The organism is Cupriavidus sp. H18C2 (assembly GCF_049393795.1).
Classification (GTDB): domain Bacteria; phylum Pseudomonadota; class Gammaproteobacteria; order Burkholderiales; family Burkholderiaceae; genus Cupriavidus; species Cupriavidus pauculus_C.
Window position 1 is genome coordinate 2,677,304 of record NZ_CP186010.1, and the last position, 25,436, is coordinate 2,702,739.

Sequence of the window (25,436 nt, forward strand, 5' to 3'; positions counted from 1 at the left end):
TCATCTGCGGACCGCCCAACACTCTCATGGCCCGCGTCAGACGGGCTGCGGAGGAGACCCATGACCCAGGCAGGGACACTGATGTGGACGCCGTCCGCGGCGTTCGCCCATGGCAGCCAGCTGGCCGCCTTCATGGCATGGCTGCGCCGCGAGCGCGCGCTGGACTTTGCCGACTACGCCAGCCTCTGGCAGTGGTCGGTGACCGATATCGAGGCGTTCTGGCAGGCCATCGTCGACTATTTCGACGTCCGCTTCGACACGCCGCCCCGCGCCGTGCTGGCCGCGCGCACCATGCCCGGCGCGCGCTGGTTCGAAGGCGCCACGCTGAACTACGTGCAGCAGGTGTTCCGCCATACCGGCGCGGGCGCAGACCGCCAGCGCACCGCCATCCGCCATGCCGGCGAGGCGCAGCCGCTGGCCGACATCAGCTGGGCCGCGCTGGAAAGCCAGGTCGCCTCGCTGGCGCATGCGCTGCGGCAGATGGGCGTGGCGCGCGGCGACCGCGTGGCCGGCTATCTGCCCAACATCCCCGCCACGACCATCGCGTTCCTGGCCACCGCCAGCATCGGGGCGATCTGGTCCGGCTGCGCGCCGGACATGGGCCAGGTGGCCGTGATCGACCGGTTCCGGCAGATCGAGCCCAAGGTGCTGATCGCCGTGGACGGCTACCGCTACGGCGGCAAGGACTATGACCGCGCGCCGGTAATAGCCGACCTGGTGGCCGCCCTGCCCTCGCTGACCGATATCGTGATCGTCCCGTCCAGCGGCAGCGACGTCGCCGTGCCGCCGCGCCTGCGCCGCCACGCCTGGGCCGACGCCATCGCCCACGACGTGCCGCTGCAGGTGGACCCTGTACCGTTCGACCACCCGCTGTGGATCGTCTACTCGTCCGGCACCACGGGCATGCCGAAGCCGATCGTCCACGGCCACGGTGGCATCGTGATCGAGCAGTTGAAGCTGATGGCGTTCCATAACAACCTCGGCCCCGACGACGTGTTCCACTGGTACAGCAGCAGCGGCTGGATCATGTGGAACGCCCAGGTGGCCGGCCTGTTGCTCGGCACGACGATTGCGCTGTACGACGGCAACCCCGCCTGGCCCGACGCGGGCGTGCTCTGGCGCTTCGTCGACGACGCCCGCGTGACGATGTTCGGCGCCGGCGCGGCGTTCTTCGCCAACTGCATGAAGGCCGGCGTGGAACCGGCGCGGATTGCCGATGTGTCGCGGCTGCGCGGCATCGGCTCCACGGGCTCGCCGCTGTCCGAGGACGCCTACGCCTGGATCTACGGCCACGTCCGCGACGACGTGTGGCTGGCGCCGATGTCAGGCGGCACTGACTTCGCCGGGTCGTTCGTGGCCGGCTGCCCGATGCTACCGGTCTACGCGGGCGAGATGCAGTGCCGCTGCCTGGGCGCCAAGGTGGAAGCGTTCGACGACCACGGCCACGCGCTGATCGACGAGGTCGGCGAACTGGTCTGCACCGAGCCGATGCCATCGATGCCGCTGTTCCTCTGGGGCGACGCCGACGGCAAGCGCTATCGCGACAGCTATTTCGACGTCTACCCGCAGGCGTGGCGGCATGGCGACTGGATCCGCATCACGCCGCGCGGCGGCGCGGTGATCTACGGCCGGTCCGACGCCACGATCAACCGCCACGGCATCCGCATGGGCACCAGCGAGCTGTACCGCGTGGTGGAGGAACTACCCGAGGTGCTCGACAGCATGGTGGTCGACCTGGAATACCTGGGCCGCGAGTCGTACATGCCGCTGTTCGTGGTGCTGCGCGAGGGCCGCGTTCTCGACGACACGCTGCGCGAAACGATGCGGGCGCGCATCCGGGCCGCGCTGTCGTCGCGCCACGTGCCGAACGAGATCGTCCAGGTCCCCGGCGTGCCGCGCACACTGTCCGGCAAGAAGATGGAAGTGCCGGTCAAGAAGCTGCTGCTGGGCCACGCGCCGGACAAGATCGCCAATCCCGACGCGATGGCCAATCCGGACTGCCTGCCGTGGTACTTCGCCTACGCGGCCGACTATCTGGCGCGGCAGCCGCGCGTGGCATGAGGGCGCGCGGGTGGTGCGGGTGGCGGCTCGGGGCTCAGCGGTCCACGTCCAGTTCGCTGATCTCGCCGGGTTCGTCGCGCGCGCCGCGAATCCAGTCCTGCAGCTCCGGCATGGCCAGGATCGTCTTGCAGAACGCCACCAGCGGCGGCTCCAGCTTCACGCCGTAGGTGACAAACCGGGTGACCACGGGCGCGTACATCGCATCGGCCATCGTGCGCTGCGCGCCAAACAGATACGGCCCGCCGTAGCGGTCGAGGCATTCGGTCCAGATCGTCGAGATCCGGTCGATATCGGCCTGCGCCCGCGACCACACCTTGAGCCCGGGGAAATGCCCTTTCAGGTTCATCGGCAAGGCGGCGCGCATGGCGGCAAACCCCGAATGCATCTCGCCGCAGATGGCGCGGCAGTGCGCGCGGGCGGCCAGATCGGCGGGCAGCAGCCGCGCTTCCGGCCGAATCTCGTTGAGGTATTCGCCGATGGCCAGCGTGTCCCAGACCGTCACGCCCTCGTGGCGCAGGCACGGCACCAGGAACGAGGGCGAGAGCAGCAGAATCTCGGCACGCACCGCGGGATCGTCCGGCGTCACCAGCACCTCCTCGAACTCCAGCCCCGCGAACCTGGCCAGCAGCCAGCCCCGCAGCGACCACGATGAATAGGTCTTGCTGCTGATCGTCAGCGTCGTCTTGGCCATCCTCTCTCCTCCGCCCAGCCCTGGGCGCGATGGTTCGCTTGCAGTATCGGCGGCCCGTCGCCGTTTCGCCAGCGTGCACCGTGGCTGTGCGCGGCGGGTGGTCTGGCGACGGCCTAAGTGCCGCAAAACTCACACATTGCGCTTGGCTTGGCGCCGCGCAGACATCGGTCGTACTGCGTTCGCAACCCGCATGCCACCTCGCCGGGCGCTGCCGGATTGCGCTACGCTCCAGCTTTCCCTTTGCGCGCAGGGCCACGATGACCATCACACAGCGTTTCCAGGGCCAGGACCTGCTCCGCGTCGGCCACGACGACAACTTTCTGCTGCTGGCCCCGGCCCACGGCGGCCGCCTGGTCAGGTGGGTCTGCCGTGGCGAGGACATCCTCTACTGGCCCGACAACGCCGACTGGTCGCGCGTCGCCAAGGTACGCGGCGGCAACCCGCTGCTGTTCCCGTTCATCGGCCGCCATTTTGTCGACGGCGAGGCCGGCAAATGGCGCGACGGCGCCGGCGCCGTCCACGACCTACCCCAGCATGGCTTCGCCCGCGACCTGCCCTTCGACGTATCGGCCCTCTCCGATGAAGCGGTCAGCCTGTCGCTACACGCGTCCGACGCCACACAGCCAGGCTACCCCTTCAAATTCGTCTTCACGGTCACCTACCGACTCATACCGGACGGCCTGGCGGTGACGCTGCATACCCGGAACACCGGCAGCACCCCGCTCCCCTATTACGCCGGCCACCACTTCTACTTCGCCCTGCCCCACCAGGCGCGCAGCCAGAGCCGCCTCGCGCTGCCGACATCGACGCGCGTCCGCCAGCAAGCCGATGGCAGCCTGACCCCGCCCGCAAGCGGCGAGCCCGGCTACGCCCTGGACGACCCCCGCCTGCAGGACACCTTCCACGTGCTGCAGCACGCGACGGCACCCACACGGCTCGAACTCCCAGGCCGCCGCATCAACCTGGACCTCGACATCGAAGGCTCGACACCATGGTACGCAGTGACCACGTGGACGGAACGAGACGATTCTGATTTTTACTGCGTGGAGCCATGGCTGGGTTTGCCAAATGCGATTCACCATGGCAAGGGGCTGCGGTGGGTGGCGCCAGGGGCGGAGGAGTCGGCGAGCTGCCGGGTGATGGTGGGATAGCGGCACCAGTGCGCCGAGTCACCGCCGACACAAAGCCGCATGTGATCGGACACCTAATTTAACAACGCATCGGGCCAATCCGCGCCACAATCGTGGCTGGCATGAAGCGTATGGAGGGTCGCATGCGGTGCGAAGGCAAGTGGATGGACGGCGGTACGACCAGTGGGCGGACGGGCGCGAGTGCCGCGGTCTTTGGAGCGCTAGACGCCCTGGACAAGCGCCTCGTCCGGATCGACGCCAACCTCGAAGTCATGGACGATCGGCTGCGCAGCGTCGAGAACCGGGTCGAACGTATCGAGGAGCGCGTGATCTTCACCGCGACCAAGGCGGACGTACTGCAGTGCCAGACCGACGTCTACCGCGCCATCAACATGCAGACCTGGCGGCTGCTGACCTTCGTTTCGGGCTTCGGCGCGCTGCTGACCGCGGCGACGTTCTATATCGCGCGGTCCCTCCCTTGACGGCATGGGTGCCGGCGACTTTGCCGCAACTGGCATGAGACCCCTGGGCAACCATGCTACAATCCGCCCCCAGTAAGCCATAGCGGGCGTCGTATAATGGCCATTACCTTAGCTTCCCAAGCTAAAGACGTGGGTTCGATTCCCATCGCCCGCTCCACTGCATCGTTCCAGGGAATTCTGAGGAAGTCCAAGAGGCATCGTAAGTCGTTGATTCTGGTTGAGTTTTCGACACCTCGATGTTCCAGTGGGCTCCACGGAAATCCACCTGAAGCCACGACGTTTATGTCCATTTTTGTGTCCATTTTTGCGGGCACGACGGCTTCCGGATTGTTGCTAGGGCGCTGAGGTCGATGGGTTAAGCATCTGGTTCCTGACTCATGTTCAGGAGCTAGAGCATGGCACTCTCAGACTTGGTGGTCCGCCAAGCCAAAGCCACCGGCAAGGCCTACACACTTCCAGACATCGATGGTCTCTCCCTGGCCGTGACGGCCACGGGCAGCAAGAGCTGGCACTTCCGTTACTACTGGATGAAGGAGCCCAAGCGCATGTCGCTGGGCACCTATCCCGAGGTGTCCCTTCGTGAGGCACGCGCCCTGCGTGACGAGGCGCGCGCCTTGGTGGCCAAGGACATCAACCCGCGCCTTCACCGCAAGCAAAAGCGCGCCGCGGTCAAACTCGCCGGTGAAAACACCTTCGAGGCGATCTACAAGAAGTGGCTTGCCCACCGCGAACGCGGCCTCAAGAAGGGCCGGCAGACCACCCTCTCGATCCTCCCTCGCGTCTTCGCCAAGGATGTGCTGCCCTTGCTGGGCAAGCGCTCGATCTACGACATCAAACGCCCTGACCTGCTGGAAGTGATCGCCAGGATCGAGCGGCGCAAGGCGCTCTCCGTCGCCGAGAAAGTCAGGACGTGGTTCAACCAGATGTTCCGCTACGCGCTGGTGGTCGTGCCGGGCCTGGAGCAGAACCCGGCTTCCGACCTCGACGTGGTGGCGCTGCCGCTGCCCCCGGTGAACCACAACCCGTTCCTGCGCATGGCCGAGTTGCCGAAGCTGTTGCAGCGCCTGCGCAAGTATCGTGGCCGGCTGCAGACCCAGCTCGGTCTGCGGCTGCTGCTATTCACCGGCGTGCGCACGGGCGAGCTGCGCCTGGCGACGCCGGATCAGTTCGACCTCGATCGGGGCCTCTGGATCATCCCGCCCGAGGTCGTGAAGCAGCTCCAGGTGGACATGCGCAGGAAGCGCCAGTTGCCCAAGGACATTCCACCCTACATCGTGCCGCTGTCGGTGCAGGCCATCGAGATCGTCCGGCACCTGCTCGAACAGCTCAAACCGGCCCAGCACTATCTGTTCCGCCACGACAGCGAGTTGAAGAAGCGCATGAGCGAGAACACGCTCAACGGCGCGCTCAAGCGCATGGGCTATCGCGACCTGCTGACCGGGCACGGCATCCGGGGCACGATGTCCACCGCGCTCAACGAGATCGGCTACCCGAAGGTGTGGGTGGACGCGCAACTCTCGCACGTCGATCCCAACAAGGTCAGTGCCACCTACAACCACGCCGAGTACGTCGAGCAGCGGCGGCGGATGATGCAGGATTGGGCCGACCGGCTCGATCTCTTCGAGCAGAACATGGTCGAGGCAGCGAGCATGCCGCTCACCATTCATTTGGAGGGCGTGCCCGTCCTCTCGGATGAGGAAGCCGCGAGTGCGCCACCCAAACCAGCGGCCGCGTCGGCGCCGCTCCTGATCGTGACCAGGCCGGGAGACGCGATGCCACTGGTGTCAGCCGAGACGCATCGGCTGCCCGCAGTGCCGTTGCCGCGTTCCGTCATGGAGGAACCGCTGTCCGACATACAGCGCCAGCGGATGGAACTGGTCGATGTCTTCGAGGCACCACACAACCTGCCAGTCGCCGAGTACGCGAAGATGGCGGGCAAGTCCCGCCGGTGGATCAGCTACGAGATCAAGGCCGGCAACCTGCTGGCGCTGAACCTGGGCAACCGTGGTCAGCGCGTGCCGGATTGGCATCTCGATCCGGTCAAGCACGCGCTGATCCAGGCGGTCCTCAAGCTGACCAGGGGCGCCGACCCTTGGCAGATCTACAACGCGCTCCTGCAGCCGCGCGCGAAGCTGCGCGGCGGCTCGGCTCTGGAAAGCGTCAGTGCCACAAATCTCGACAAGATCATCATGGCGGTGAGCACGACGGTGAAGGAAAGCGAGTGGTCCCCGCAGCAGGTGGCGTTTGCGTAGCGCGCCAGCGCCCAGCAGTGCGCGCCCCTGTCTCAGGACACGGAGCGCGCGCGGCGGGCGAATCTTTCCTGGGGCTCGGTCAAGGACGAGGACGGGCGAAGCAGGTAGGCCATCACGATGATGGGTGCGCCAGCCAATGGCCGCGCGGCGATGCCGCGACGCAGGTAGCAGGTCAGTCTCGCGGCGGGTGCGACGGCAATGCCGTAGCCCGCGGAGACGAGCGTCATCGCCATGTCGAAGGTGCTGACGGTCTGCTCATGGCCCTGCGGTGCATCCTCGACCAGGCCATGCGCCACCGCGCGCCACGGCTCGTCGGCCGTTGACTGCGCGCAGATCAACGGCTGCTTGAGCAGCTCTTGGCGAGGCACTTCACGGTAGGACAGCAGGTGCGAGCGCTTGGCGACGGCGACTGCCAGCGTGTCATGCCACAACGGCTCGCACACCCAGCCTGGCCACTCCCAGGCGGCTGTGGACAGGGCCAAGTCAAAGTTATCGTGCGGCAGTTCCTGCGCCTGCGCTGTGGAACTGCATCCGATCAAGGCGGTGGCGGTCTCTGGCTCTTCGGCGCGCTGCAACGCCAGCAAGTCGGCAAGCGGTGAAGGCACCCACTCGCCGAGCACAGCCACCCGGATTTCAGTGGAGGCATCGCTCGATTTCACGTCCAGTTCCTCCAGGCAGTGAACTCGCGGCGACCGATGAAGTCGCTTCTATTGAGTTAAGTTTAACGTGGTTTATATCGTGTCAATCCTCGACGCTTTTGGCAATGCAAAAGCGTTCGATTCAAAGAGGCCGGCCCACCGGGACAACAACCTACGAAGCGGAACCAGCCATCGCGTTTGGGGCCTCCGTGCGCGAAGAAAGAACCAGTCAAGGCATCGCCCAGGAAACGCTGGCTCATCTGTCAGGAATCGAGCGTTCGCACATGGGAAAGATCGAGCGTGGCGAGCATGTCCCCACGCTCCCCCTCATTCTCAAAATCGCCCGTGCGCTGAAATGCAGTTCTGCCCACTTGATGGCGCTGACTGAAGCCAAGCTGGCAGAGACGGCTCCGCCTAAATCAGCGGACTGAAGCCGGCCCGCGCCGTGGCTCCTTGTCTACCCCTGTTCGTTGTCGTTCTTATTACCGGCGGCTGAATTTTCGCGCTTTACGGCCTCGGTGAGGAGGCGCAGGTATGGATTGTCCGGAGGCATTTCCTGGAACAGCGCTTCGGGAGCGCTCAGCAGGTAGCCGTGCAGTCGCCTGGATTTGCGCGGCCCCGTGACTTCGCAGGTCCAGATATTCAGCCCGCTGGCTTGCTTGCGGTGCAGGCCTAGCTTCTCGAAACGCTTCTGCACCCACTGCCATCCCTCCAGGTTCTCCGGTTTCGCCAGTGCGGCGATTTGCAGATGTTCCTGCGCATAGCGCTGGAAGACGCCGGGGCTCACCAGGTAGGCCGTTCCGGCGACGCTGTGCACCAAGGCTTTGGCGTCGTTGATGATGAGCTTGTGCGTCTGGATGCCCTGACGCAGCCAGGCCATGAAATGCTCGCCGGATGGCTCCGGCCGATCCTGAAATGGCGCGAGGCTTATCTGCGGCAGCACCGTAGGCGCCGGTGGCGAGGCAGGCTCGGGTTCGCTCGGGGCCTCCGGCGCTACGGGTGGGGCCGTGTCACTCAGCAGATCGAGCAGCGCAGCCACGCCGTTGTCGCTGGGCATAGGGACGGTCGGCGCGATGCTTGGTGGCGCCGTATCGGCGCTTTCCAAGCCTGGCGCTTCGGATGCCGGTGCCTGCGGTGTCGGCGCCCCTTGTTCCTCGTCGGCCTGCACGCGACCCGCGAACGGCGCCGGCCGGTCGGCCGCATCCCAGACCATGGCCGGAGACAGTTTCAGGAAGGTGAAGCTGTGCGACCAGCCGGCATCGCTGGTGACGGTGGCCTTCCAGATCGCCTTGCCGTCCGGTGTGGCCAAGGCGATGCCGTGATCCTGCAGCACGTTGAACACCGCCGTGTTGCTGGCCGGGATGCCGTCGATGCCCTGCGACAGCAGATGCGCGCGCAGCTTGTCCGAGACGGTCTTGCTCACCAGCCAGAGCGCGTCCTGGGTCAGCCAGCCATCCGAGGCCTGGGGCTGGTTCAGCTTGAATTCTTCCTTCAGGAGGTAGCGCAGGCCATCGAGCAGCTTGCGCTGCAGTGCGTGCCGGGGCGCTGCCAGGGCCTTGCTCGGATCGCCGCCGAGTTCCTGGGCGACGGATGCCTGGTCCGCCTGCACGACCAGTTCGCCGAGCATGCCGGCGTGCTCGTACTGGCCGGCCAGGACGTACAGCAGCGCGGCCCACAGGTCGGGGTAGTCGGCGAGCCAGTCGAAGATGCCCGGATCGAGCAGCCGGGCGTAGAGCAGCCCGGTGGCGGCGCTGTGCAGCCGGTATTCGCGCTCCCTGCGGTAGCGGAAGCGGTACGGCCGCCGCAGCGGGCCGTGCCAGGGATGCCAGACCGTGCCGTCCGCGTACTCGACGTGCAGGTCGACCGCGATCTTGCCGATGTCGTGCAGCAGCGCAGCATAGGCGGTGCCTGCGGTCCAGGCCTCGGCCTGGGCGGCTTGCGCCTCCGGCGTGGCGCCGGCGGGCAGCAGATGCGACTGCCGCAGCTTGAGCGCGTAGGCGACGATCTCCAGGCCGTGGTCCAGCATGCCGCCCGGATAGGCGTGGTGATGGGCCTCCGACGCGGGGAATTGCTGGACCAGCTCGGCGTAGCGTTCCAGCGGGGCGAGGTACAGCGTGGCGAACTGCCGGCGCGACAGCGAGGTGCGCTGCCAGATGTGTTCCAGCAGCTTCTGCCGGCGCGGCGTCGCCAGCAGCGATGCGGCCGGCTCCGGCCGCATCAGCCCTTTGCCGGGCTCGGCGGGAGGTTTGGGCGGTGGCGCACTGGCGGCAGGTGGCACCCGTTTGCGTTGGAACAGCGAGAGCATGGCGAACCCCAGACGGCGGGCCGGTCGGGAGAGCCTTTTGGCCTTTTCGGGTAGGGCCTTTCCCCTTGGCCCCATTCCCTTGCCCCTTCCCCAGCCCTTTGGCCTTTACGGAAACCTTTGGATATAGGGCAACGACGCCTGCCGAACCACAACCAATGCGGGTTTGGCCCAAGTCGGATTGATGCGGGAAGGCTGGCTGTGCCGCCCCTACGATGGAGCCGTTTCATCGACCGGACGGAGCACCATGCACACCCAGATTGACAAGGTAAGGAAATTTCCTTACCATCCAGGCATTGCCATCAGGAGTGCCGCCATGCCCGAAATCCACGAAGTCGCGACGCTGACCTCCAAGGGTCAGATCACGCTGCCCAAGTCCATCCGGCAAGCGCTGGGCGTGGACACCGGCGGCAAGGTGGCGTTCGACCTGCGCGGCGGCGAAGTCGTCGTGACCCGCGCCGACGCCGACCATGAAGACCCGGCCATCGGCGCCTTCCTGGGGCTGCTGGAAGCGGACATCCGGGCCGGGCGGCACGTCCAGTCCCTGCCGGACGATCTGGCGCGGGCCATGCTGGCCAACGCGCACCACGCGGTGAACCTCGATGAAGACATCGAAGGCGAAGTGGCGCTCTGATGCAGCGGCACGGTTGGACGCTCCTGTTCCACGAGGGCGTGATCGAGCAGTTGCGCAAGCTGCACGCGGCCGCGGAACGGGCCGAACAGAACGACCCGCAGGGGTTCGAGAGCAACGCCAACGTCAAGCTGTTCCGGGCGTTGAGCCAGTTGATCATGGATGTCGTGCCGAGCGATCCTGCGCGCGACGAATTCCGCCAGGGCAACACCTTGGGGCCGGCCTACCGGCACTGGCGGCGCGCAAAGATCGGGAGGCGGTTCCGGCTGTTCTTCCGCTTCGACTCCAAGGCCAAGGCGATCGTGTTCGCCTGGGTCAACGACGAGCAGACCTTGCGGTCGTCGGGCAGCAAGTCCGACCCCTATGCGGTGTTCGAGAAGATGTTGGGACGCGGCAACCCGCCGGACGATTGGGCGGCGCTGGTGGCCGCAAGCCAGGCCGACTGGCGCGCAGCAGACAAGGACTAGACCGCGGTTGAAGAACAGCACAGGTTTCAATCGCGACACGGACAGGGATCACAGCCACACGACAGGATGAACATGAGGTAGCCACCATGAAGACCGCCGCACAGACCACCTTCGCAGAACGCCTCGGCCGGACACTGGGCCGGGCGTGGAGAGGCTGCGCGCGTCTGGATCGGCGGGCGCAGGGCTGGCTGCTCGCGCAGGGATGGGCGCCTGGCATTGCCAAGGCCGCGCTGCTGGCCGTCAAGCTCGCTGCGATCGGTGTCCTGCTCTACACCGCGTTCTGGCTGGCACTGCTGCTTGCGTTCGCGCTGGTCGGCGCCTGGGTAGTCCGCAACGACGATGGGAGCTACGACGAGGAACACAAGCCGGAATGGCGATACGGCCCTGCCGGGTACGGCCTCTACACCCATGACGATTACCGGATCGACCCCCACGATCCAGAAGACGAGCAAGCCTAGAGGCGTTACTTCGCTGCTTTCATAGCGACACCCGCACCCCTGCCGCCAGCAGCTTGGGCATCCCTGGTTCCTGCCGCCAGCCCTTGAATTGCCGTTCCCGCGCGCACGCCTACCCAGCCCAGCGCAGCCACCCAGAAGGTAGGCAGCACGATGAACATCGTCGCCATGACGAAGTTCAGCAGCATGTCGCCGAAGGCGTTGTTCAGGCCGATCAGCGGATCGAAGTTGCTGTGCGGCCGGTTCGCGCCGAACCCCCAGCCGTAGAGCGCGTCGAGGATCGTGCTGTCCAGCCAGCGCGCGAGCTGGAACCAGAAGTCCACGAAGAACAGCGCGAACTGCACGCAGCTCACCGCGACCAGCGCCTTCAGCTCGTAGGTGCCGAAGACCAGCACCAGCGGGATGCAGATCACCAGCGCCATCTTGAGCAGCGACAGCACCATCGGCAGCGCCTGGCGTACCACGTCCATCGCCGGAAAGAAGCCCAGCGAGCCCATGGTCAGCCCCAGGTCGCCGGCGCCGCGCGTCACGACGTTGGGCAGCGTCTTCTCGATCTGGCCGCCGTAGTCGGTGTAGACCGAGCCCTGGTTCATCTTCTGCTGCCGCGGCGAGACCACGGCGCGGATCACCGAGTCGTTCACCTCGCTCTGCGACAGGAAGCCCGCCCAGCGGCCGATGCGCGTCAGCAGGTCGGGATCGACCTGGGCCAGCAGGCGCGCGCGCAGGCCGCTGCCGCCGTCCGACCACCACTGCCGGCACGTGGGGTAGCCCCCGCCGCTATCCACCTGGGCCAGCCCCGCATCGCGCGTCGCGTCGTAGGGCCAGGCCGTGCGTGGCGTGTTCGAGTGGTAGGTGTCGTAGAAGCCCGCGTTGTTCAGGAAGTAGCTCGAACCGATCCAGGTCACGTCATTCATCTGCTCGTCGGAGAGCGTGGGCCGAGACATGAACAGCTTGGCGCGCGAGGGGCCGTAGCAGTCATGCACGAAGTCGCCGACCTCCTGGGCCAGCACCGGGTCATCGATGCGCGTGGCATCCACGTCCATGCGCATCTGACGCAGATCCGTTCCGCAGGGGATGGCCGCCACCGCGCCGCCCGTCACCGCCTTCGAGATGGCGTGCATGAAGAACCACCACACCGGCACCAGCGCGCTCTGGTTGTTGAGCGTGGTGTAGGCGTTCGACCAGCCCGTGTCGGTGGGCTGCGGGACGCTGACCTGGCATTGCGCGGAGCGCGTCGTGTCGAACTTGATGGTGCTGAGGTCGACCGGAATGAAGGGGATGCCGGCGAACAGGATGACGACGATCGCCACCCACACGCGGTTCTCGATGCGCATCGATGACAGCACCCCCTTGTTGCCCTCGTCCGCACCCTCGGCCCGCGCGCGCAGCCATTCCTGCACCACCATGACCACGAAGGGCAGCGCGAATACGCCGCTGGCCACGAGGATGTTCCAGATGCCGTTGCTGACGATCCACCCGACCAGGGTCAGGTAATACTCCAGGTAGTCCGTTGTGTTGAGCGTCATGGCGTTCTCCAGGGCTCAGCCATTGCGCAGTAGCTGGCTGCCTTCGAGCAGCACGAGGGTGGCGACGGCCGCGATCTCGGCGCGCAGCAGGCGCTGATGGGTCTCGGCCAATGGCTCGCGTTCGCGCAGGCGCCGACGCATCCACCACCAGCCGTAGGCCGTCGCCGCGTAGAGCAGCAGCCGCCAGACGAGGAAGTGGCCCGAGTGCTCGCGCAGCCACTGCTCCCAGCCGTCGATGCTGCCGACGATGTGGAGGCCGACGACGTTCACGCCGACCGCGATGCCCGCCACCAGCAGCACCCACAGCAGCACGATGCCAACGCGGCGGCCGAGCAGCCGTGCCGGCCGCAGCCAGGCCCGGCTGGTCATGGCCCGCTCCGCGGCTTCTGCACTTCCTTGAGCCGGTCGCGCGTCGTGTCGCCCTCGAAGATGCCGCGCGAGCCCGCGGCGCGGGTGCCGTGGCGCTGCACGATCGCCATCGCCGAATTGCCGGCCAGCGTGCGCCGCAGCTCCAGCTCGGTCTTGAGGTTGTTGATCTCCTGCTCCAGCGCGTTGTTCTCCTGATCGACCGCCTTCACGGCCAGCTCGTTGGCGGCGACGTTCGGCTCCTTCTTGCCGGTCAGCAGCGTGCGCTGCAACAGCAGGGCCTTCTCCAGCACGCTCGACAGCGCGGCTTCGGACGCCAGGCGCTTGCCGAGCAGGTCTTGATCGGGCTCGTCGCGCAGCGCCTCGATCACGCCGCGCGTGATCGGCAGCGAGTTGCTGCCGGCGGCTTCGAGGTTTGCCACCGTCATCGGCGTCGAGCCCGTCACGAGGCCCTGCAGTGCCTGCAGCTTGGTCTCGTACTCTTCCTGGATCACCGGCGTCAGGCCGACGCCAGGCGTGGTCTGCGTCTTGGTGCAGGTCTCGCAGGTGCGTTGCTCGCGCTCGCCGAGCACGCGGGTTGCGAAGTCCGCTGCGGCCTGCGGCGAGGACCAAGTTTGGCAGGTCAGCCGGTTGCCGCAGGACGCGCGCGGGATGGATGAGGTGTCGCTGACGCCGCGGCTGTTGAGCAGGTTGTAGCCGGCACGGGTCACGTCGCCGACCACCTTGATGGAACCCTGGCCCGAGCCGCCCGCGTTGCCGCCGCCCACCCAGGGCACGCCGTTGTTGCCCTTGTTCGATTCGGCCTGCTCGACGGCGGACACCGCATCGGTGCTGCTCACCGCATCGCGCAGCGCGAAACCTTCGGCGAGCTGATCCCACCCGGCCTGGCCGCCGGCCATGTCCGCCATCCGGTTGGCCATCGCCTTGCACGTCAACTTGCTGCGGTCGAAATCGAGCCGAGCCTGCAGCACGCCGTTGGTCAGCAGGTTGTAGAGGCCCGGATCGGCGCGCTGGATGATCAGGGCCGGCAGCGACGCCACGGCGCTGGTGGCGCTCTGGATCACCGAGGACATGATCTGCTGAAAGCCATTGGTGAGGCCGTTCAACTGGTTCTGCAGCGTCGTCGTGATGCTCATGTTTCCGCAGATCAGGTTGCTGTTCCAGCCGATGCCCACGCCGATGCTCTGCATGTTCCCGGCGCCGCCCATGGACACGGCCCGGCCGCCGCCGATGCTGTAGAGCACGTCGTCGCCGATGACGCTGCCGCTCACGCCGACGCCGGTGGGGCTGATGCGGGTCTGCGCCCACGCGACGCCGGCTGCGGCCGTGACGGCGCAGGCGAGCGCGATGCTGAGCGCGTAGGGCCTGGCGCGCTGTGCGAAACGGGAGAGAGACGCTTTCATCGGAATACCTCAGAGGAAATCGACGCTGCCGAGGAAGACCTGCCCGCGGCGCTGGCAGCAGGCATAGGGCCGCCACAGCGCCCAGGCGTAGTCGCCTTGCTGGGCCTGCACGCGCGTGTTGGAGTGGGGGAACACGGCGCAGGAGTTGGAGAGGGTCGGCGTCAGCTCCTGCCACTTGCCGGTGGAGGCATCGCTCTCCACCAGGGCGCCGGCCGGCCAATAGCCGTCGCTCGAACTCGCGAGCAGCGGCTGGTAGACGTGCGGCTGCATGCGCCGCGTGACGACATCGCCCGCGCGCTGCGCGACGACGGCGCCGCTCTTGTAGTCGTCGGTCTGATGCAGGAAGCCGCCGCGCGGATAGACGTTGCCCCACAGGTTGAGCGTCGTGCGGCCGCCGATCTCGCGCATGCCGGGGATCACCGCCTCGGGGTACACCATCTCCGGGACGTTGTAGCGCCAGGCCAGCGTGTCGAGGGTGCTCAGCAGGTACGGCATGAAGGCCGTGCCTGCGCCCTGGCAGGCGTAGCCGGACGCGCTGGCGAACTGGCTGAACACCGAACCGCCGGGATGCCCGATCACGTCGGCGTTCTTGAACTTCGCCAGGTTGTTCTCGTTGTCGTGGTTCGTCGTCCCGTCGCCGCCGGCCTGCGCCGTGGGATTGGGCATGCTCATGGCGCGCACCTCGATCCACGGGTTCTCGCCGGTGTTGCTGTAGCTCGACACCACCGCGTCGGGAATGTAGTGGCGCACCTTCACCGAGGTGCGCACCGTGCAGCCCGTCCAGGTGCAGAACAGCCAGTAGCAGATGCCGACGACGCGATATTCCAGGCAGTCGGGCGACAGGGCCGAGGACACGATGGTAGCCGTGTTCAGCGCGAAGCTCGAAGCGGCGCCGCCGAGCAGCACCGAAGCGATGGCAAGGCGGGCCCGGCGCGACGACGCCGACAGCAGGCGGTTCATGGCTGTGCCCTCCGATGTGATTCGATGCGTGCCACGGCGCGCGCGACATCGGGCTCGCCGTAGACCACGTAGCGGCGATCGACCACCACGGCAGGCACCTTGGCCAGCCCCAAGCCCCAGGCATCGGCGACGCCCTGGTAGGCGCTGCCGATGCGGCGCTGTAGTGCCTGGCTGCCATCGCGCAGGCGTTGCTGCACGAGCGCGGCCGCGCGGCCCGGATCGGCAGGCAGGCCCGCGGCCAGTTCGGCCTCGATGCGCTCGGGCAGATCCAGCTCGATCACGCGCGCGCCGGATGCGGACTGCACGGGATGGCGGCTGTCGGTCACGACCAGCACGTCGGCTGCGGATGCGTCCTGGCCGAGCAGGCACAGCAGCAGCCCTCCCGCGCAGGCGATGCGCGTACACCGCAGCCGCGGGATGGGTTTCAAGAAGGGAGCCGTCATGGCGGGCGTCCTGGGAATGAGAGCAAGGCTCTAGTCGAACGCCGAAGGCAGTCCAACCGCGACAAGGAATGCGCACCGCGCGCGCTCCGCTTTGGGCAGACAGGCGAAAGAAAAGCGGCAGCCGAGGCTCCCGCGGGGACCAGGCGGTCAGCGGCGCTACAGCAGGCCGGATTCGGCGAAGGAGTACGGCGTGCCCTTGCCGACGATGAAGTAATCCACCACCCGGACATCGACTATCGCCAGGGCGGCTTTGAGCCGGTCGGTCAGCGCCTGATCGGCGGCCGAAGGCACGGTCATGCCAGATGGATGCTGGTGGGCCAGGATGACCGCCGAGGCGTTGAGGGCCAGGGCGCGCTGCACCAGCACCCGCGGGTACACCGAGGTTTGATCGACCGTGCCCTTGAACATCGGCTCGTAGGCGAGGACTTGGTGCTGAGAGTTGAGGAACACGACGGCGAAGACCTCGTTGGGCTCCGCGACCAGCTTCAGATGCAGGTAGTCGCGCACGGCGGCGGGACTGTTCAGCATCGGGCCGGCCTTGAAGATGCGTTGTTCCAGCAAGGCGATGGCCTGGCGGATGATCCAGTCTTCGTGCTGGGCGGCGATCAGGCTGAGCGACTCGGGACGCGAGTCGGCGACGACATAGGACATGGCGAACCTCCACGGGATGAAGTCGGAGGACGCCTGTCCCGGGAGGGACAAACCCTCCGGGGACGATGAAGAACAAGCGGCAGAAGAGCGGGCATCCGCCACCGCATGCACAGTGGCTGTTCGCGTCCAGGGATGCGCAGCGAACGGGGTCGATCAGCACGGCCAAGCCGCGTCGTAGCCTTGAAGATCGTGGCTACCTGGGCATGTCTCCGAGAGACTCGGCAGGCATTTCCTTCGATGCGGGCTCGGCCGCTGCACTGGCCGCCAGCAGGTCGATCGCGGACAGCAAGGCATCTCCTTCGACCGGGCCGTGCAGCAGCAGCGTCTTGCCGGACTGGCGATCCTGCAGGCGCAGCGTGGGCGTGACCTTGATGCCCTCCTGCGCCGCGCTCGCCGACTGTGCGCGGATCAGCGCATCGGGGCGGTCGCTGTCGAGGCACTGCTGCGCGGCCGGCGTGAGGTCGGGATAGCGCAGGCCCTCGGGCAGGCCCTGACCGTCGCCGCGGGTGTGCGTGTAGACCCACTCGGCGGCCTGCCAGAACGCGGCCTGGCCGCCGGCCTCGCCGACGCACTCCACCAGGCGCGCACCGGCAGACGCGGCCGGCTCGTGCAACGGCAACGGCAGGTGATGCCATTGCCAGCTCACGTCCGGGTGCGCGTCGATCCAGCGCTTGAGCACTGCGAAGTAGGCGCGGCAGAACGGGCATTCGAGGTCGGCGTACTCGACCACCGTGAAGCGCGCATCGGCGCGGCCATAGCGCCAGGGCGGGCCGGCTGGTGCCGTTGCCGGCGCAGGCGTTGCTTCTGCCGAAGGAAAATCGGGTTCGGCGGGCGGCGACTGCGGCCGCAGGCCGAGCCATGCGGCCGTTGTCAGGGCCGCGGCCATCAGCAGCGCGACGACAAGGACGGTGCGGGACGGCGCGAAGCGAGGGATGCGCATCGTGGACTCCCCGTCACGCCAGCGCATCGAGCACCAGCGGCTCGATGCTGCGGGCGCGGTCGATCTTCTCGGCGATCTTGAAAGCGGCGTCCAGTTCGCCGATGCCGTACTGCTGCATCAACTGGAAACGCTCGGCCTTCTCTTCCGGCTCGGTCTGAGCCAGCGCCAGGTACAGGCTGGGCGGCACCGCGCGGAATAGCACTTCCATGCTCTTGGAAAGGATCACGCCCTCGCTGAACTTGCCGGCCTCCTTGCGGGCCGACAGCATCAGCGCCTTCTGCGCCGCGTTCAGCTCGCGAAAGCGCGCGATCTTCTCCACCTCGTCGGGCGGCATCGAGAGGCAGATCCACCACTCGATCATGTTGAGCATGGGCTCGGCGGCCTTGGGCAGGTCGTCGATGTTCTGCGTCGCCAGCCAGTACCAGGCGCCGAGCTTGCGCCACATCTTCGTGATCTTGACGACGTAGGGCGCAAGCAGCGGGTTCTTGGTGATGATGTGCCCCTCGTCCGTCACGTTGATGATCGGCCGGCCGAGGAACTGGTCGCGCTCGGCGATGTTGTTGACCGTGTTGATAAGGCTGATGTAGGCGATGGAAAGCTGCGCGTTGTAGCCCTCGCGTGCGAAGGTCGCCAGATCGACGATGGTGATGTCGGCCTCGGGCCAGGGCGTGCCGGGCCGGTCGAACATCTCGCCGTCCACGCCCTGGCAGAACATATCCATCGCGTCGGCCATTTCCAGCAGCCGCGCGCGCCGCACCTCGGGTAGTGCCGTATCGCGGCCGCGCTCGCGCAGCGCATCGCGCACGTCGCGCGTCAGGACGGTGCGCTGGTTGGCCACGCAACGCTGGGCCGCATCGAGGATGCACTGGCGGATCAGGCTGCGGTCGGCGCGCGTCATGCGCGCCTCTTCCTTGTCCTCGCCGCCGGTGATCATCAGCCGCGCGGTGATTTCCAGTTCCCCCAGCACGTCACGCTGCTCGTCGGCATCCGCTGCCTGTGCCGCTTCGTCGCGGTCCTCGTCCAGGGCGTCGGCATCCAGCGTCTGCACCTGGCTGGGCGTTTCCACCAGCCGGTGGGCGTCGGCGAACGGCGCGAGGCTCACCCCGGCACCGGGGGCCAGCTTAACGCGATGCACCTTCATGCCTAGCCGCGCCGCGAAGTCGCCGAACAGGCCGAAGCTGTTGCCCGCCTCGACGATGAACAGCCGCGGCCGGTAGATCGCCGTCACCTGGTTCAGGATGTTGTTGAGCGTGGCGCTTTTGCCCGAGCCGGTGGGACCGAACAGGAACAGGTGAGCGTTCATCTGCCGGTCGAGCCGGTTCAGCGGGTCGAAGGTGATCGGCCCGCCGCCGCGGTTGAAGAACGTGATGCCCGGATTGCCGGTGCCCTGGCTGCGGCCCCACACCGGCGCGAGGTTCGCCGCGTGCTGCGCGAACATCAGTTGCGTGTACCACTGGCGCTTGTCGGTGGCCGGATCGAACACGCACGGGAGCCAGCGCAGGTAGCTGTTGAGCGGCGCCACCTCGTCTTCCTCGCGCACCGGCTGCAGGCCGGCGTTGAGCATGACGTTGACCAGTTGCAGGCCGCGGGCGTCGAGCTGCGCGAGGTCGCGTCCGCGCAGATAGAAGGCAAGCGCACCGCGGTAGAGCTTGTGCGCGCTGCCGATCAGCCCGCGCGCTTCCTGCACGTCGCGGCGCGTCTGCTCCGAAGCCAGCGTCTCGCCGACCGACTTCTTGCTCAGGTGGTTCAGGTGCCCTTCGAGCACGTCCTGCGGCGTCGCGACGACGGTCAGGCACATCACCGTGTCCTCGGGCATCTGGTCGAACAGCGCGTTGACGGCATCGCCGCCCTTGCGCGTTTCGCCGGTGACGTGGCCGGTCGCAGGCGGCATGCGCAACCGGTCCATCACGATGATCCGGTGCGGCATGCCGTCGAGCAGCCACGTGCCGTTCGCCACGTCCGAGCGCGGCTGGCCGAAGAACAGGCGCTGCGCGAAGTCTCCGCTAGCCAGCTCGATCTCGCCGTCTTCGACTGCCTCGGGGTAGCGCGTGAGCGCATAGAAGCGCTCGCGGTCGTCGGCGCTGGGGCCGAGCAGCGTCGGGTGCGGGTTGAACCAGCGCAGCAGCCAGTCGTGGATGTCGGCCGCCTCCATGCGGCGGGATTTCACGCCCGCGTTGGCGAGGCCGCCCACGAGCCGGTCGCAGATCGTCGTCAACGCCTGCTCGGGGGACTGGCCGCGCCGCGATGCGGTCGTAGCGTTCGCGCGCCGGTAGACCACCATTCGCACGCGCCGGACCTGGCCGCGCCACGGCAGCCGCGTCACCGTGGTGTCCTCGAACAGCCCGCCGGGCTTGGCAATGGCGCGCAGGTGGTGCCCAAAGAAACGCAGGTAGAAGTCCGTGAAGGCGCTGCCCTGGGCGCGCGGCCGCACATAGTCGGCCAGCCCGCGCAGGTAGGTGTCCCAGGTCGATTCGTCCTGGGCGTAGAGCTGCACGACCCACGGGTTCTCGTCGAGTTCGTCGAACGAGTCCTGCAGCGCGTTCTCCAGTGCATCGCGTGCCTGCCACAGCCAGGCCATCTCACGGCCTTCGGTGCCGACCGGGGCCAGTTCGAAGAAGCCCGCAACCGACTGGCCGTCTTCCAGCAACATGCTCTTGGAGCCGGGCAGGTACTCCATCCACGGCAACAGGTCGGCGAAGGACGGTGCCACGCCGTAGAGCGCCTGCAGGTCCGCTTCGGTGGTCGGCGGGCGCGGCTGGCTGCCCATCGCGCTGCCGGGCTCGGGAATGCCGTGCGCGGCCAGCGTCGAGACATGCTGCGACCAGGCGTCATCGGCATCCAGGTCGGGGCCGGCGGGCGTGACGGCCTTGCGTGCCCAGGGCAACGACCAAGCCATCAGTAGTCCTCCAGGCGCTCGCCAGGCATCGCGTACTGCACGCGCTGGTAGAGCGGGAACACGGTGGTGTAGCCGGGCACGGGCACCGGGTCGGTGCCGGCCAGGTGCGGGAACACGTACATCACTAGGTCCGGGTTCGGCAGGCGTCGGAACTGGCGGTAAATCTCGTTGGCCGCGGTGCGCGTGTAGGCGGCAGCGGCGGCGGGCACCGCCTGCACGTCGGCCTCGGTCAGCGGCCGGCGCAAGTCCTGGCGTGCATCGAGCAGTTGCCGCGCTGCCTGCCCACCACCGGCGCTGCCGCCCGTCTCCTGATTCCACACGTCGAGCATGGTGTGATCGCCGTGCGGCAGCAACTTGTCCTTGCTGGTGGCGCAGCCGCCCAGCACCAGGACCGCGCACAGGATCGCGGCCGATTCAATCCAAATCCGACGCATGCTTGCCTCCGATGCGTTGATTGACCCGGCGCCCCTTGGCGTCGTAGTCGATGTTGAGCGGCTGCTCCAGATGCACCGCGACCTTGGCGCCGGGCCGCACGTAGACGGCGGCGAAGGCTTGGCCGTAAAGCTTGTTGACCCAATCGGCCATGTCGCGGACGCCCCCGGCCAGGATGCGGCCCATCGCCTCGTTGCCGCTGATGCCTACCGTGCCAAGCGAGCCGTTGCTGTTAGCGACCACGGCCACGCTGCCGTTGTCCGACTTGATCAGTGAAGCGGCGCCGGCGCCGGCCGCGGTGATGAGGGCTTGCGAACCCAGGTACTGCTGCGCGTTGCTGCGCCGTTCGCCGCTGACGCAGGGGATGCCGTAGGGATCGCTGATCCAGCCCAGGCCGCCTTGCGTCGTGCTGTTTGCACCATTGCCCTGGCCGCCGCCGCTCTGGTTGCGGTTGCCGTCCTCCGGCATCGTGCGCACCGTGCCGTCGTTGAAGACGAACGTCACCGAGCGAATCTGGCCGCGCACGCAGGAAAGCGTCCAGTCGCCCGAGGCCGTGCCGCTGACCACCGCGCCCGCCACGTCGGGAATGTCGATGCCGTTGGCGGTGAGGTTGTCCGGGCCGATCAGCACCTTGAAGGGGTACGGGTCGTTGACCGTGCCGTCGATCGGCACGCGGCCGATCAGCGCGGTCATCGCGATGGAGCCCATCAGCGTCGAGTTCGACGGCACCGTGTAGACCGGCTTGGACGACGTGCCCACGGCGCGGCTGCCTGCATCCGCGACGGTGCTGGCCACGTTGTCGGCCGTGTCGGAAAGCGTCTTCTGCGCCGGCCCGAAGCTGGTCGGAAAGTTCAGGCCGCCGCTGCTGCCGTTCTTCGCCGAAGGCTTCGCATCGTCCGGTTCCACCCAGCGCGTGCCGCTGGTGCTGCGCGCGGCGCCGCCCTGGCTGCCGCTGAAGCCCTTGCCGTCGCCGTCCTCCAGGCCGAGCCCGACCGGCAGATCGGCCTGGCCGCCCTTGCCGGAAAGCCCATCCAGGCGCCGCTGCAGGTCTTGCAGCAGGCCCTGGGTCTGCTGGCGGTCGCCGGCCAACTGCTCGCGGTACTGCTGCAGGCGGCCGCGTTCACCATCCAGCGCGGACTGGATGCGCTGGTCGATCGCGCTTTCCCGCGCGCGCATACGCTCGTTCTCGCTCTTCTGGTTCTTGTTGTCGTTGAGCGCCGTCTGCAGCTCGTTGCGCAACTGCTTGACCTGGGCCACCAGTGTGGCAACGGTATCGCGCGGCGTGTCGCCCTCGATGCCCAGCGCCTTCATCTCTTCGGGCGTGAGCGAGTTGGCGCTGCCGGCCGGAACGGGCTTGGCGCCGCGATCCCCGGAGAACATCTTGATGCCGACGAACAGCAGCACCAGCGCCATCGGGATCAGCAGCCACTTCAGGAGGGGGTTACTTTTCATGGCGGGCACCTCCTTCGGCCTGGCCGGCCGCCGCGGCCGGCGGCAGGTTCACCGTCGCGTCGATCGGTGAGAGCTTGGGCAGCAGCGACTCGGCCAGGCCGTGGCCACGGGTCACGAGGTAGACCACCGTGGTGTCGGCGGCGCGGCCGGCCGGCGCCAGATTCGGGTGCTGGAAGGTCGCGGCGAGAAAGTCGCCCTGCAGCGCGCGGGGATCGAGGTCGAGCCAGCGCCCGGAGGCGTTGGTGAGCTTCACCGCCGTCACCCACTGGTCTTCGAGCCGCCAAGCGGCCAGCGCCTGCGCACGCACCGGCAGTGTGGGCAGCAAGGTGGAAAGCTCCAGCCCACGGCGCAGATTGACGCGGCCGAGGCCGGGAACGGGCTCCACGGTGCGCAGCGGCGCGTAGAGGTTCTGCGCCGCATAGCGCGTGAGCACAACCGCCACCGGCGTGGCGCGCTTCGCTGCGGGTACGGTGCGCTCCGCATCGTCGTCCGCCGGCTTGGCCGGCTCGCCGTAGCGCGTCGCCGGCACGTCGCCTTCGACGATGCGCACGGGTTCGAGTGCAGGCTGGCCCGCCTTCGCCGGCTCGGCCGCGATGTCCAGCAGGATCAGCGCGCCCGACTCCACGTCCTGCAGTTGCAGCCGTGTGGGCGGGATCGGCGCGCTCGCGCGCAGGTAGATCGCGCCACCAGCGCTCTGCACGCGCAACTGCTCGCCAACCGTGGGCGGCACACCGATGCGCACGTTGCGCTCGATGAACACCACGCGCTCCTGGCCGACCACCAGCGGCACCGCCAGCGGCAGGCGCTCCCAGCGCAGGATTTCGACGGCATGGGCCGCAGGCACGAAGGCCAGGCACAGCAGCAGGCCAGCCAGGGCCGCCGCAGATGAACGCTTCCCGAGGGACTTCATGGGGTGTCTCCCTGCAAGTTGGAGCCGGCGCTTGCGGCCCGGCCGGGCGGCGCCGCAGGCGGCGGGGTCTCGATGCGCTCCGGCGCGCGTGCATGGCAGTCCAGCGCCAGGCCGAAGGGGTTGCGCTCGGGGTCCACGTCCATGCGCACAACCTTGAGTGCATAGCGCACGAGCGCGCGCTTGACCTGCTCGGCGCCCAGGTACTCGTCGGCGCTCACGTCCAGCGTGACGATCCAGTTGTTGGCCGACACGGTGCGCACGCGCATGGCCGGCTCGTCGCCGTAGCCGCGGCCGGGAATCTCGTAGATGCCGCGCACGCGCTGGCGTAGCTCGCCGTTGCTGCGCCGGAATTCGTAGTCCTGCTGCAGGAAGGCACGGCAGCTCGGCGTGAAGTACGCAGACAGTGCATGCAGGTTGCGCGGGTAGTCCTGCTCGCCATTGGTCGGCCAGCGCTGGGCCTGCTGCCAAATGTAGAAGGTGAAGGCGTAGACGCTCTCCGGCGGCACGTCCCACCACTTGCGCGTGCTGCCCGAGCGCAGGTCGGGTGGCACGTGGATGGTCAGGCTCTTGGGTGCGCTCCACCAGCCGAAGCCGAGCAGCAGCGCCACGACGAACAGTGCGGCGCCAGCCAGGCGCAAGGTCTTCACATGCGCCTGCAGGTGCGCGACCTCGTTCTTGAATCGGCTCATGGTCTACCTCGACGCAGGGACGGATCGGGCCGCAGGCGCCGCGTGGACCACCAGCCCGACCGGGTGATGAGCCGGCCCCCGCCCGCATGCGCAGCCAGCGCGGGGTAGCGCAGCGCGAGGCGCCACTGGAGCTGGCGGTACAGCCAGGTGTCGGGCCGGCCGCGCTTCCACCGCCGCAGCAGGCCGCCGCCCACGAAGACACCGACACCGATGCCGGCGACGATCAGCGTGGGCACCATCGCGATGCTGTGCGTCAGCCAGGCCAGCGGTACGCCGGCCACGAGACCGGCCGCGCCGGACAGCCCGGCGCAGACCCACAGCTCGTCGGCCGTGAGCCCGCGCACGACCACCGGGTGGCGGTTGAGGCGGTGCGGCAGGAAGGTCACGAGCCCGTCGCGCGACGGACTCTCCAGGGCGCCGGCCATCGTTGCCGGGCCTTACAGGACGCCGGTAGCCTTGGTCAGCAGCCAGATGCCGACGACCAGCAGGATCGCGCCCACCGCGACGGTCAACCCGAACTGCCCCCACGTTGCGCGGCCGGTGTGGATCTCGGCGTAGCGCGTGTAGGCGTGGTAGCAGACGCCGACGAACATCGAGGCGACGACGAGCAGCGCGATCAGCAGCACGATGTCGTAGCCGTAGTTTTGCAGCGTCTGCATGATGCCGCTGCCGGTGCCGCGCGACGGGTCTTCCAGCGTGGGAAGGTCGGCGAACGACGGCAGCGGCGTGGCGGCGATGCCCAGCGGGATCAGCAGCGCGGCGATGCGCGCGGCGGGCCGCGACGTGGGACGGCGAGAAGTAGCGGGAGCGTTCATGGCGAAGTACCTTTCATGGGGTCAGGACAGGAGGAAAAAGCCCAGCACCAGGTACATCGCGACGAAGCGCACGATGACGCCGAGGAACTGGCGTTGGGTCAGGTGGTGCTCGGCCCAGCCGACATAGGCAGTGCGCATCGCCCACACGCCCCACAGCAGCAGGATGGCGAAGACGAAGCCGAGCACGACGGTGGAGACGGCCCCGGGCGCGAAGCCGCCGTTGGCCGTGAAGGCGGCGACCTGATCGGCGGAAGGCGTCATGACGACGGCGCCTCCTTGGGCGACGTCGCAGGCGCCGCGTTACTGCGCGTGTAGTCACCGGCCAGCGGCACGGGATCACGCGGCTGGGCGCGTTGCGGAACGAGGTAGTCGCGCACGCCGGTGCGCACGCGCTCCAGGTCGGCGCGCAGCCGCGCGTAGTCGAAGTGGTAGCGGGCGCGCTCCTGCGGCGCGGTGGTGGCGGCGTGCTCGGCGAGGCGGTCCAGCAGTTCGAGCTGGCGCGTTACCGCGGCGAGCATCTCGCGCTCCGCAGCGTTGTCGGAGGCGTCAGCGGCGATGGCGGGCTGCAATCCGGCAGCGGCAAGCAGCAGCGCGGCAACACGCACGGCCCAGGGTGCCTCGACGGCGAAGCGCCGAACCTGCGCGGGATTGCGAGTGGTTTCCATCGAGCCGTTCTCCGAGGGATGCGGATGGCTCGATGCTCAAACGGCCGGTCTTCCGGCGCCGCAATCAATCGGAACCGGCCAGCCACCGCTTTCCGCGGCAAACTCCGCTGCAGAGGAAGGAATTTCCCCGATGACGTCGTCTTTAATGCACTACCGTCTGAGTGGAGGTGCAAGTCAAG

At 67.8% G+C, this 25,436-nt stretch carries 27 protein-coding genes and 1 tRNA gene; 9 read left to right on the top strand and 19 right to left on the bottom strand.

Going from position 1 to position 25,436, the window contains the following annotated elements; all coding sequences use genetic code 11:
* Positions 1-60: 60 nt before the first annotated feature.
* Positions 61-2,061, top strand: coding sequence for an acetoacetate--CoA ligase (locus tag EPAKOI_RS12055; RefSeq protein ID WP_423192303.1), 2,001 nt, complete (start codon positions 61-63; stop codon positions 2,059-2,061).
* A 34-nt stretch (positions 2,062-2,095) separates the two neighbouring features.
* Here the strand turns inward: EPAKOI_RS12055 and EPAKOI_RS12060 are convergent, their stop codons facing one another.
* A complete protein-coding gene (locus EPAKOI_RS12060) occupies positions 2,096-2,752 on the bottom strand; it encodes a glutathione S-transferase family protein (protein WP_423192304.1) in 657 nt (218 codons plus the stop codon).
* Positions 2,753-3,009: 257 nt separating this feature from the next.
* On the opposite strand from EPAKOI_RS12060, the gene EPAKOI_RS12065 reads away from it, so the two are divergent.
* The 4 genes from EPAKOI_RS12065 to EPAKOI_RS12080 all read left to right on the top strand — a co-directional run bounded on the left by EPAKOI_RS12065 (position 3,010) and on the right by EPAKOI_RS12080 (position 6,616).
* Complete coding sequence (locus tag EPAKOI_RS12065) at positions 3,010-3,903, top strand: aldose epimerase (protein ID WP_423192305.1); 894 nt, start codon at positions 3,010-3,012, stop codon at positions 3,901-3,903.
* Between the two features lie 143 nt (positions 3,904-4,046).
* The gene (locus EPAKOI_RS12070; protein WP_423192306.1) at positions 4,047-4,364 is read left to right on the top strand and encodes a hypothetical protein; all 318 of its coding nucleotides are present in this window, start codon (positions 4,047-4,049) and stop codon (positions 4,362-4,364) included.
* 82 nt (positions 4,365-4,446) lie between these two features.
* Positions 4,447-4,521, top strand: a tRNA-Gly gene (locus EPAKOI_RS12075).
* A gap of 238 nt (positions 4,522-4,759) precedes the next feature.
* Positions 4,760-6,616 carry a tyrosine-type recombinase/integrase gene (locus EPAKOI_RS12080; RefSeq protein WP_004265627.1) on the top strand — a complete coding sequence of 619 codons (1,857 nt, stop codon included), beginning with the start codon at positions 4,760-4,762 and terminating at the stop codon, positions 6,614-6,616.
* A 32-nt stretch (positions 6,617-6,648) separates the two neighbouring features.
* On the opposite strand, the gene EPAKOI_RS12085 is transcribed toward EPAKOI_RS12080, so the two are convergent.
* Positions 6,649-7,275 carry a LysR substrate-binding domain-containing protein gene (locus tag EPAKOI_RS12085; RefSeq protein ID WP_003454711.1) on the bottom strand — a complete coding sequence of 209 codons (627 nt, stop codon included), beginning with the start codon at positions 7,273-7,275 and terminating at the stop codon, positions 6,649-6,651.
* 104 nt (positions 7,276-7,379) lie between these two features.
* On the opposite strand from EPAKOI_RS12085, the gene EPAKOI_RS12090 reads away from it, so the two are divergent.
* Entirely contained in the window at positions 7,380-7,685 is a 306-nt protein-coding gene (locus tag EPAKOI_RS12090; RefSeq protein WP_003454714.1) for a helix-turn-helix domain-containing protein, read from the top strand.
* Positions 7,686-7,711: 26 nt separating this feature from the next.
* Here the strand turns inward: EPAKOI_RS12090 and mobH are convergent, their stop codons facing one another.
* Positions 7,712-9,559, bottom strand: coding sequence for a MobH family relaxase (mobH, locus tag EPAKOI_RS12095; protein WP_016451652.1), 1,848 nt, complete (start codon positions 9,557-9,559; stop codon positions 7,712-7,714).
* A gap of 313 nt (positions 9,560-9,872) precedes the next feature.
* Here mobH and EPAKOI_RS12100 point away from each other — a divergent pair, with 313 nt between their 5' ends.
* The 3 genes from EPAKOI_RS12100 to EPAKOI_RS12110 all read left to right on the top strand — a co-directional run bounded on the left by EPAKOI_RS12100 (position 9,873) and on the right by EPAKOI_RS12110 (position 11,112).
* Positions 9,873-10,190 carry a type II toxin-antitoxin system PrlF family antitoxin gene (locus EPAKOI_RS12100; RefSeq protein ID WP_003454724.1) on the top strand — a complete coding sequence of 106 codons (318 nt, stop codon included), beginning with the start codon at positions 9,873-9,875 and terminating at the stop codon, positions 10,188-10,190.
* Complete coding sequence (locus EPAKOI_RS12105) at positions 10,190-10,654, top strand: type II toxin-antitoxin system YhaV family toxin (protein ID WP_003454727.1); 465 nt, start codon at positions 10,190-10,192, stop codon at positions 10,652-10,654. Before EPAKOI_RS12100 ends, EPAKOI_RS12105 begins: the two co-directional genes overlap by 1 nt.
* A gap of 86 nt (positions 10,655-10,740) precedes the next feature.
* A complete protein-coding gene (locus EPAKOI_RS12110) occupies positions 10,741-11,112 on the top strand; it encodes a DUF3742 family protein (protein WP_003454730.1) in 372 nt (123 codons plus the stop codon).
* A 5-nt stretch (positions 11,113-11,117) separates the two neighbouring features.
* Here EPAKOI_RS12110 and EPAKOI_RS12115 read toward each other — a convergent pair whose 3' ends face one another.
* The 16 genes from EPAKOI_RS12115 to EPAKOI_RS12190 all read right to left on the bottom strand — a co-directional run bounded on the left by EPAKOI_RS12115 (position 11,118) and on the right by EPAKOI_RS12190 (position 25,257).
* Positions 11,118-12,635, bottom strand: a complete 1,518-nt coding sequence (locus EPAKOI_RS12115; RefSeq protein WP_003454733.1) for a conjugal transfer protein TraG N-terminal domain-containing protein — start codon at positions 12,633-12,635, stop codon at positions 11,118-11,120.
* A gap of 15 nt (positions 12,636-12,650) precedes the next feature.
* A complete protein-coding gene (locus EPAKOI_RS12120; protein WP_004265620.1) occupies positions 12,651-13,004 on the bottom strand; it encodes a hypothetical protein in 354 nt (117 codons plus the stop codon).
* Positions 13,001-14,404 carry an integrating conjugative element protein gene (locus tag EPAKOI_RS12125; protein ID WP_003454739.1) on the bottom strand — a complete coding sequence of 468 codons (1,404 nt, stop codon included), beginning with the start codon at positions 14,402-14,404 and terminating at the stop codon, positions 13,001-13,003. Before EPAKOI_RS12125 ends, EPAKOI_RS12120 begins: the two co-directional genes overlap by 4 nt.
* A gap of 9 nt (positions 14,405-14,413) precedes the next feature.
* Entirely contained in the window at positions 14,414-15,364 is a 951-nt protein-coding gene (locus EPAKOI_RS12130; RefSeq protein WP_003454742.1) for a TIGR03756 family integrating conjugative element protein, read from the bottom strand.
* The gene (locus tag EPAKOI_RS12135; RefSeq protein ID WP_003454745.1) at positions 15,361-15,807 is read right to left on the bottom strand and encodes a TIGR03757 family integrating conjugative element protein; all 447 of its coding nucleotides are present in this window, start codon (positions 15,805-15,807) and stop codon (positions 15,361-15,363) included. Before EPAKOI_RS12135 ends, EPAKOI_RS12130 begins: the two co-directional genes overlap by 4 nt.
* 156 nt (positions 15,808-15,963) lie before the next feature.
* On the bottom strand, positions 15,964-16,458 hold the full coding sequence (locus tag EPAKOI_RS12140) for a JAB domain-containing protein (protein ID WP_004265610.1): 495 nt from the start codon (positions 16,456-16,458) through the stop codon (positions 15,964-15,966).
* A 193-nt stretch (positions 16,459-16,651) separates the two neighbouring features.
* Positions 16,652-17,398 carry a DsbA family protein gene (locus EPAKOI_RS12145; protein WP_003454752.1) on the bottom strand — a complete coding sequence of 249 codons (747 nt, stop codon included), beginning with the start codon at positions 17,396-17,398 and terminating at the stop codon, positions 16,652-16,654.
* Positions 17,399-17,411: 13 nt separating this feature from the next.
* Complete coding sequence (locus EPAKOI_RS12150) at positions 17,412-20,294, bottom strand: conjugative transfer ATPase (RefSeq protein WP_016451650.1); 2,883 nt, start codon at positions 20,292-20,294, stop codon at positions 17,412-17,414.
* Entirely contained in the window at positions 20,294-20,728 is a 435-nt protein-coding gene (locus EPAKOI_RS12155; protein WP_004265606.1) for a TIGR03751 family conjugal transfer lipoprotein, read from the bottom strand. The genes EPAKOI_RS12150 and EPAKOI_RS12155 overlap by 1 nt, the downstream gene beginning before the upstream one ends.
* Positions 20,709-22,178, bottom strand: a complete 1,470-nt coding sequence (locus EPAKOI_RS12160) for a TIGR03752 family integrating conjugative element protein (protein WP_016451649.1) — start codon at positions 22,176-22,178, stop codon at positions 20,709-20,711. The genes EPAKOI_RS12155 and EPAKOI_RS12160 overlap by 20 nt, the downstream gene beginning before the upstream one ends.
* Positions 22,168-23,088, bottom strand: a complete 921-nt coding sequence (locus EPAKOI_RS12165) for a TIGR03749 family integrating conjugative element protein (RefSeq protein ID WP_016451648.1) — start codon at positions 23,086-23,088, stop codon at positions 22,168-22,170. The genes EPAKOI_RS12160 and EPAKOI_RS12165 overlap by 11 nt, the downstream gene beginning before the upstream one ends.
* Entirely contained in the window at positions 23,085-23,777 is a 693-nt protein-coding gene (locus EPAKOI_RS12170; protein ID WP_003454780.1) for a PFL_4703 family integrating conjugative element protein, read from the bottom strand. The genes EPAKOI_RS12165 and EPAKOI_RS12170 overlap by 4 nt, the downstream gene beginning before the upstream one ends.
* The gene (locus tag EPAKOI_RS12175) at positions 23,774-24,202 is read right to left on the bottom strand and encodes a TIGR03750 family conjugal transfer protein (RefSeq protein WP_423192307.1); all 429 of its coding nucleotides are present in this window, start codon (positions 24,200-24,202) and stop codon (positions 23,774-23,776) included. Before EPAKOI_RS12175 ends, EPAKOI_RS12170 begins: the two co-directional genes overlap by 4 nt.
* A gap of 12 nt (positions 24,203-24,214) precedes the next feature.
* Complete coding sequence (locus tag EPAKOI_RS12180) at positions 24,215-24,592, bottom strand: TIGR03745 family integrating conjugative element membrane protein (protein WP_003454787.1); 378 nt, start codon at positions 24,590-24,592, stop codon at positions 24,215-24,217.
* Between the two features lie 21 nt (positions 24,593-24,613).
* A complete protein-coding gene (locus EPAKOI_RS12185; RefSeq protein WP_003454790.1) occupies positions 24,614-24,853 on the bottom strand; it encodes a TIGR03758 family integrating conjugative element protein in 240 nt (79 codons plus the stop codon).
* Positions 24,850-25,257 carry an RAQPRD family integrative conjugative element protein gene (locus EPAKOI_RS12190; protein WP_004265602.1) on the bottom strand — a complete coding sequence of 136 codons (408 nt, stop codon included), beginning with the start codon at positions 25,255-25,257 and terminating at the stop codon, positions 24,850-24,852. Before EPAKOI_RS12190 ends, EPAKOI_RS12185 begins: the two co-directional genes overlap by 4 nt.
* Positions 25,258-25,436 lie beyond the last annotated feature (179 nt).

Excerpts from the sequence above, each read along its gene's own strand:
- EPAKOI_RS12055 (WP_423192303.1), top strand. The coding sequence starts at position 61 with ATGACCCAGGCAGGGACACTGATGTGGACGCCGTCCGCGGCGTTCGCC.
- EPAKOI_RS12060 (WP_423192304.1), bottom strand. The coding sequence starts at position 2,752 with ATGGCCAAGACGACGCTGACGATCAGCAGCAAGACCTATTCATCGTGG.
- EPAKOI_RS12065 (WP_423192305.1), top strand. The coding sequence starts at position 3,010 with ATGACCATCACACAGCGTTTCCAGGGCCAGGACCTGCTCCGCGTCGGC.
- EPAKOI_RS12070 (WP_423192306.1), top strand. The coding sequence starts at position 4,047 with ATGGACGGCGGTACGACCAGTGGGCGGACGGGCGCGAGTGCCGCGGTC.
- EPAKOI_RS12080 (WP_004265627.1), top strand. The coding sequence starts at position 4,760 with ATGGCACTCTCAGACTTGGTGGTCCGCCAAGCCAAAGCCACCGGCAAG.
- EPAKOI_RS12090 (WP_003454714.1), top strand. The coding sequence starts at position 7,380 with ATGCAAAAGCGTTCGATTCAAAGAGGCCGGCCCACCGGGACAACAACC.
- mobH (WP_016451652.1), bottom strand. The coding sequence starts at position 9,559 with ATGCTCTCGCTGTTCCAACGCAAACGGGTGCCACCTGCCGCCAGTGCG.
- EPAKOI_RS12100 (WP_003454724.1), top strand. The coding sequence starts at position 9,873 with ATGCCCGAAATCCACGAAGTCGCGACGCTGACCTCCAAGGGTCAGATC.
- EPAKOI_RS12105 (WP_003454727.1), top strand. The coding sequence starts at position 10,190 with ATGCAGCGGCACGGTTGGACGCTCCTGTTCCACGAGGGCGTGATCGAG.
- EPAKOI_RS12110 (WP_003454730.1), top strand. The coding sequence starts at position 10,741 with ATGAAGACCGCCGCACAGACCACCTTCGCAGAACGCCTCGGCCGGACA.
- EPAKOI_RS12115 (WP_003454733.1), bottom strand. The coding sequence starts at position 12,635 with ATGACGCTCAACACAACGGACTACCTGGAGTATTACCTGACCCTGGTC.
- EPAKOI_RS12120 (WP_004265620.1), bottom strand. The coding sequence starts at position 13,004 with ATGACCAGCCGGGCCTGGCTGCGGCCGGCACGGCTGCTCGGCCGCCGC.
- EPAKOI_RS12125 (WP_003454739.1), bottom strand. The coding sequence starts at position 14,404 with ATGAAAGCGTCTCTCTCCCGTTTCGCACAGCGCGCCAGGCCCTACGCG.
- EPAKOI_RS12130 (WP_003454742.1), bottom strand. The coding sequence starts at position 15,364 with ATGAACCGCCTGCTGTCGGCGTCGTCGCGCCGGGCCCGCCTTGCCATC.
- EPAKOI_RS12135 (WP_003454745.1), bottom strand. The coding sequence starts at position 15,807 with ATGACGGCTCCCTTCTTGAAACCCATCCCGCGGCTGCGGTGTACGCGC.
- EPAKOI_RS12140 (WP_004265610.1), bottom strand. The coding sequence starts at position 16,458 with ATGTCCTATGTCGTCGCCGACTCGCGTCCCGAGTCGCTCAGCCTGATC.
- EPAKOI_RS12145 (WP_003454752.1), bottom strand. The coding sequence starts at position 17,398 with ATGCGCATCCCTCGCTTCGCGCCGTCCCGCACCGTCCTTGTCGTCGCG.
- EPAKOI_RS12150 (WP_016451650.1), bottom strand. The coding sequence starts at position 20,294 with ATGGCTTGGTCGTTGCCCTGGGCACGCAAGGCCGTCACGCCCGCCGGC.
- EPAKOI_RS12155 (WP_004265606.1), bottom strand. The coding sequence starts at position 20,728 with ATGCGTCGGATTTGGATTGAATCGGCCGCGATCCTGTGCGCGGTCCTG.
- EPAKOI_RS12160 (WP_016451649.1), bottom strand. The coding sequence starts at position 22,178 with ATGAAAAGTAACCCCCTCCTGAAGTGGCTGCTGATCCCGATGGCGCTG.
- EPAKOI_RS12165 (WP_016451648.1), bottom strand. The coding sequence starts at position 23,088 with ATGAAGTCCCTCGGGAAGCGTTCATCTGCGGCGGCCCTGGCTGGCCTG.
- EPAKOI_RS12170 (WP_003454780.1), bottom strand. The coding sequence starts at position 23,777 with ATGAGCCGATTCAAGAACGAGGTCGCGCACCTGCAGGCGCATGTGAAG.
- EPAKOI_RS12175 (WP_423192307.1), bottom strand. The coding sequence starts at position 24,202 with ATGGCCGGCGCCCTGGAGAGTCCGTCGCGCGACGGGCTCGTGACCTTC.
- EPAKOI_RS12180 (WP_003454787.1), bottom strand. The coding sequence starts at position 24,592 with ATGAACGCTCCCGCTACTTCTCGCCGTCCCACGTCGCGGCCCGCCGCG.
- EPAKOI_RS12185 (WP_003454790.1), bottom strand. The coding sequence starts at position 24,853 with ATGACGCCTTCCGCCGATCAGGTCGCCGCCTTCACGGCCAACGGCGGC.
- EPAKOI_RS12190 (WP_004265602.1), bottom strand. The coding sequence starts at position 25,257 with ATGGAAACCACTCGCAATCCCGCGCAGGTTCGGCGCTTCGCCGTCGAG.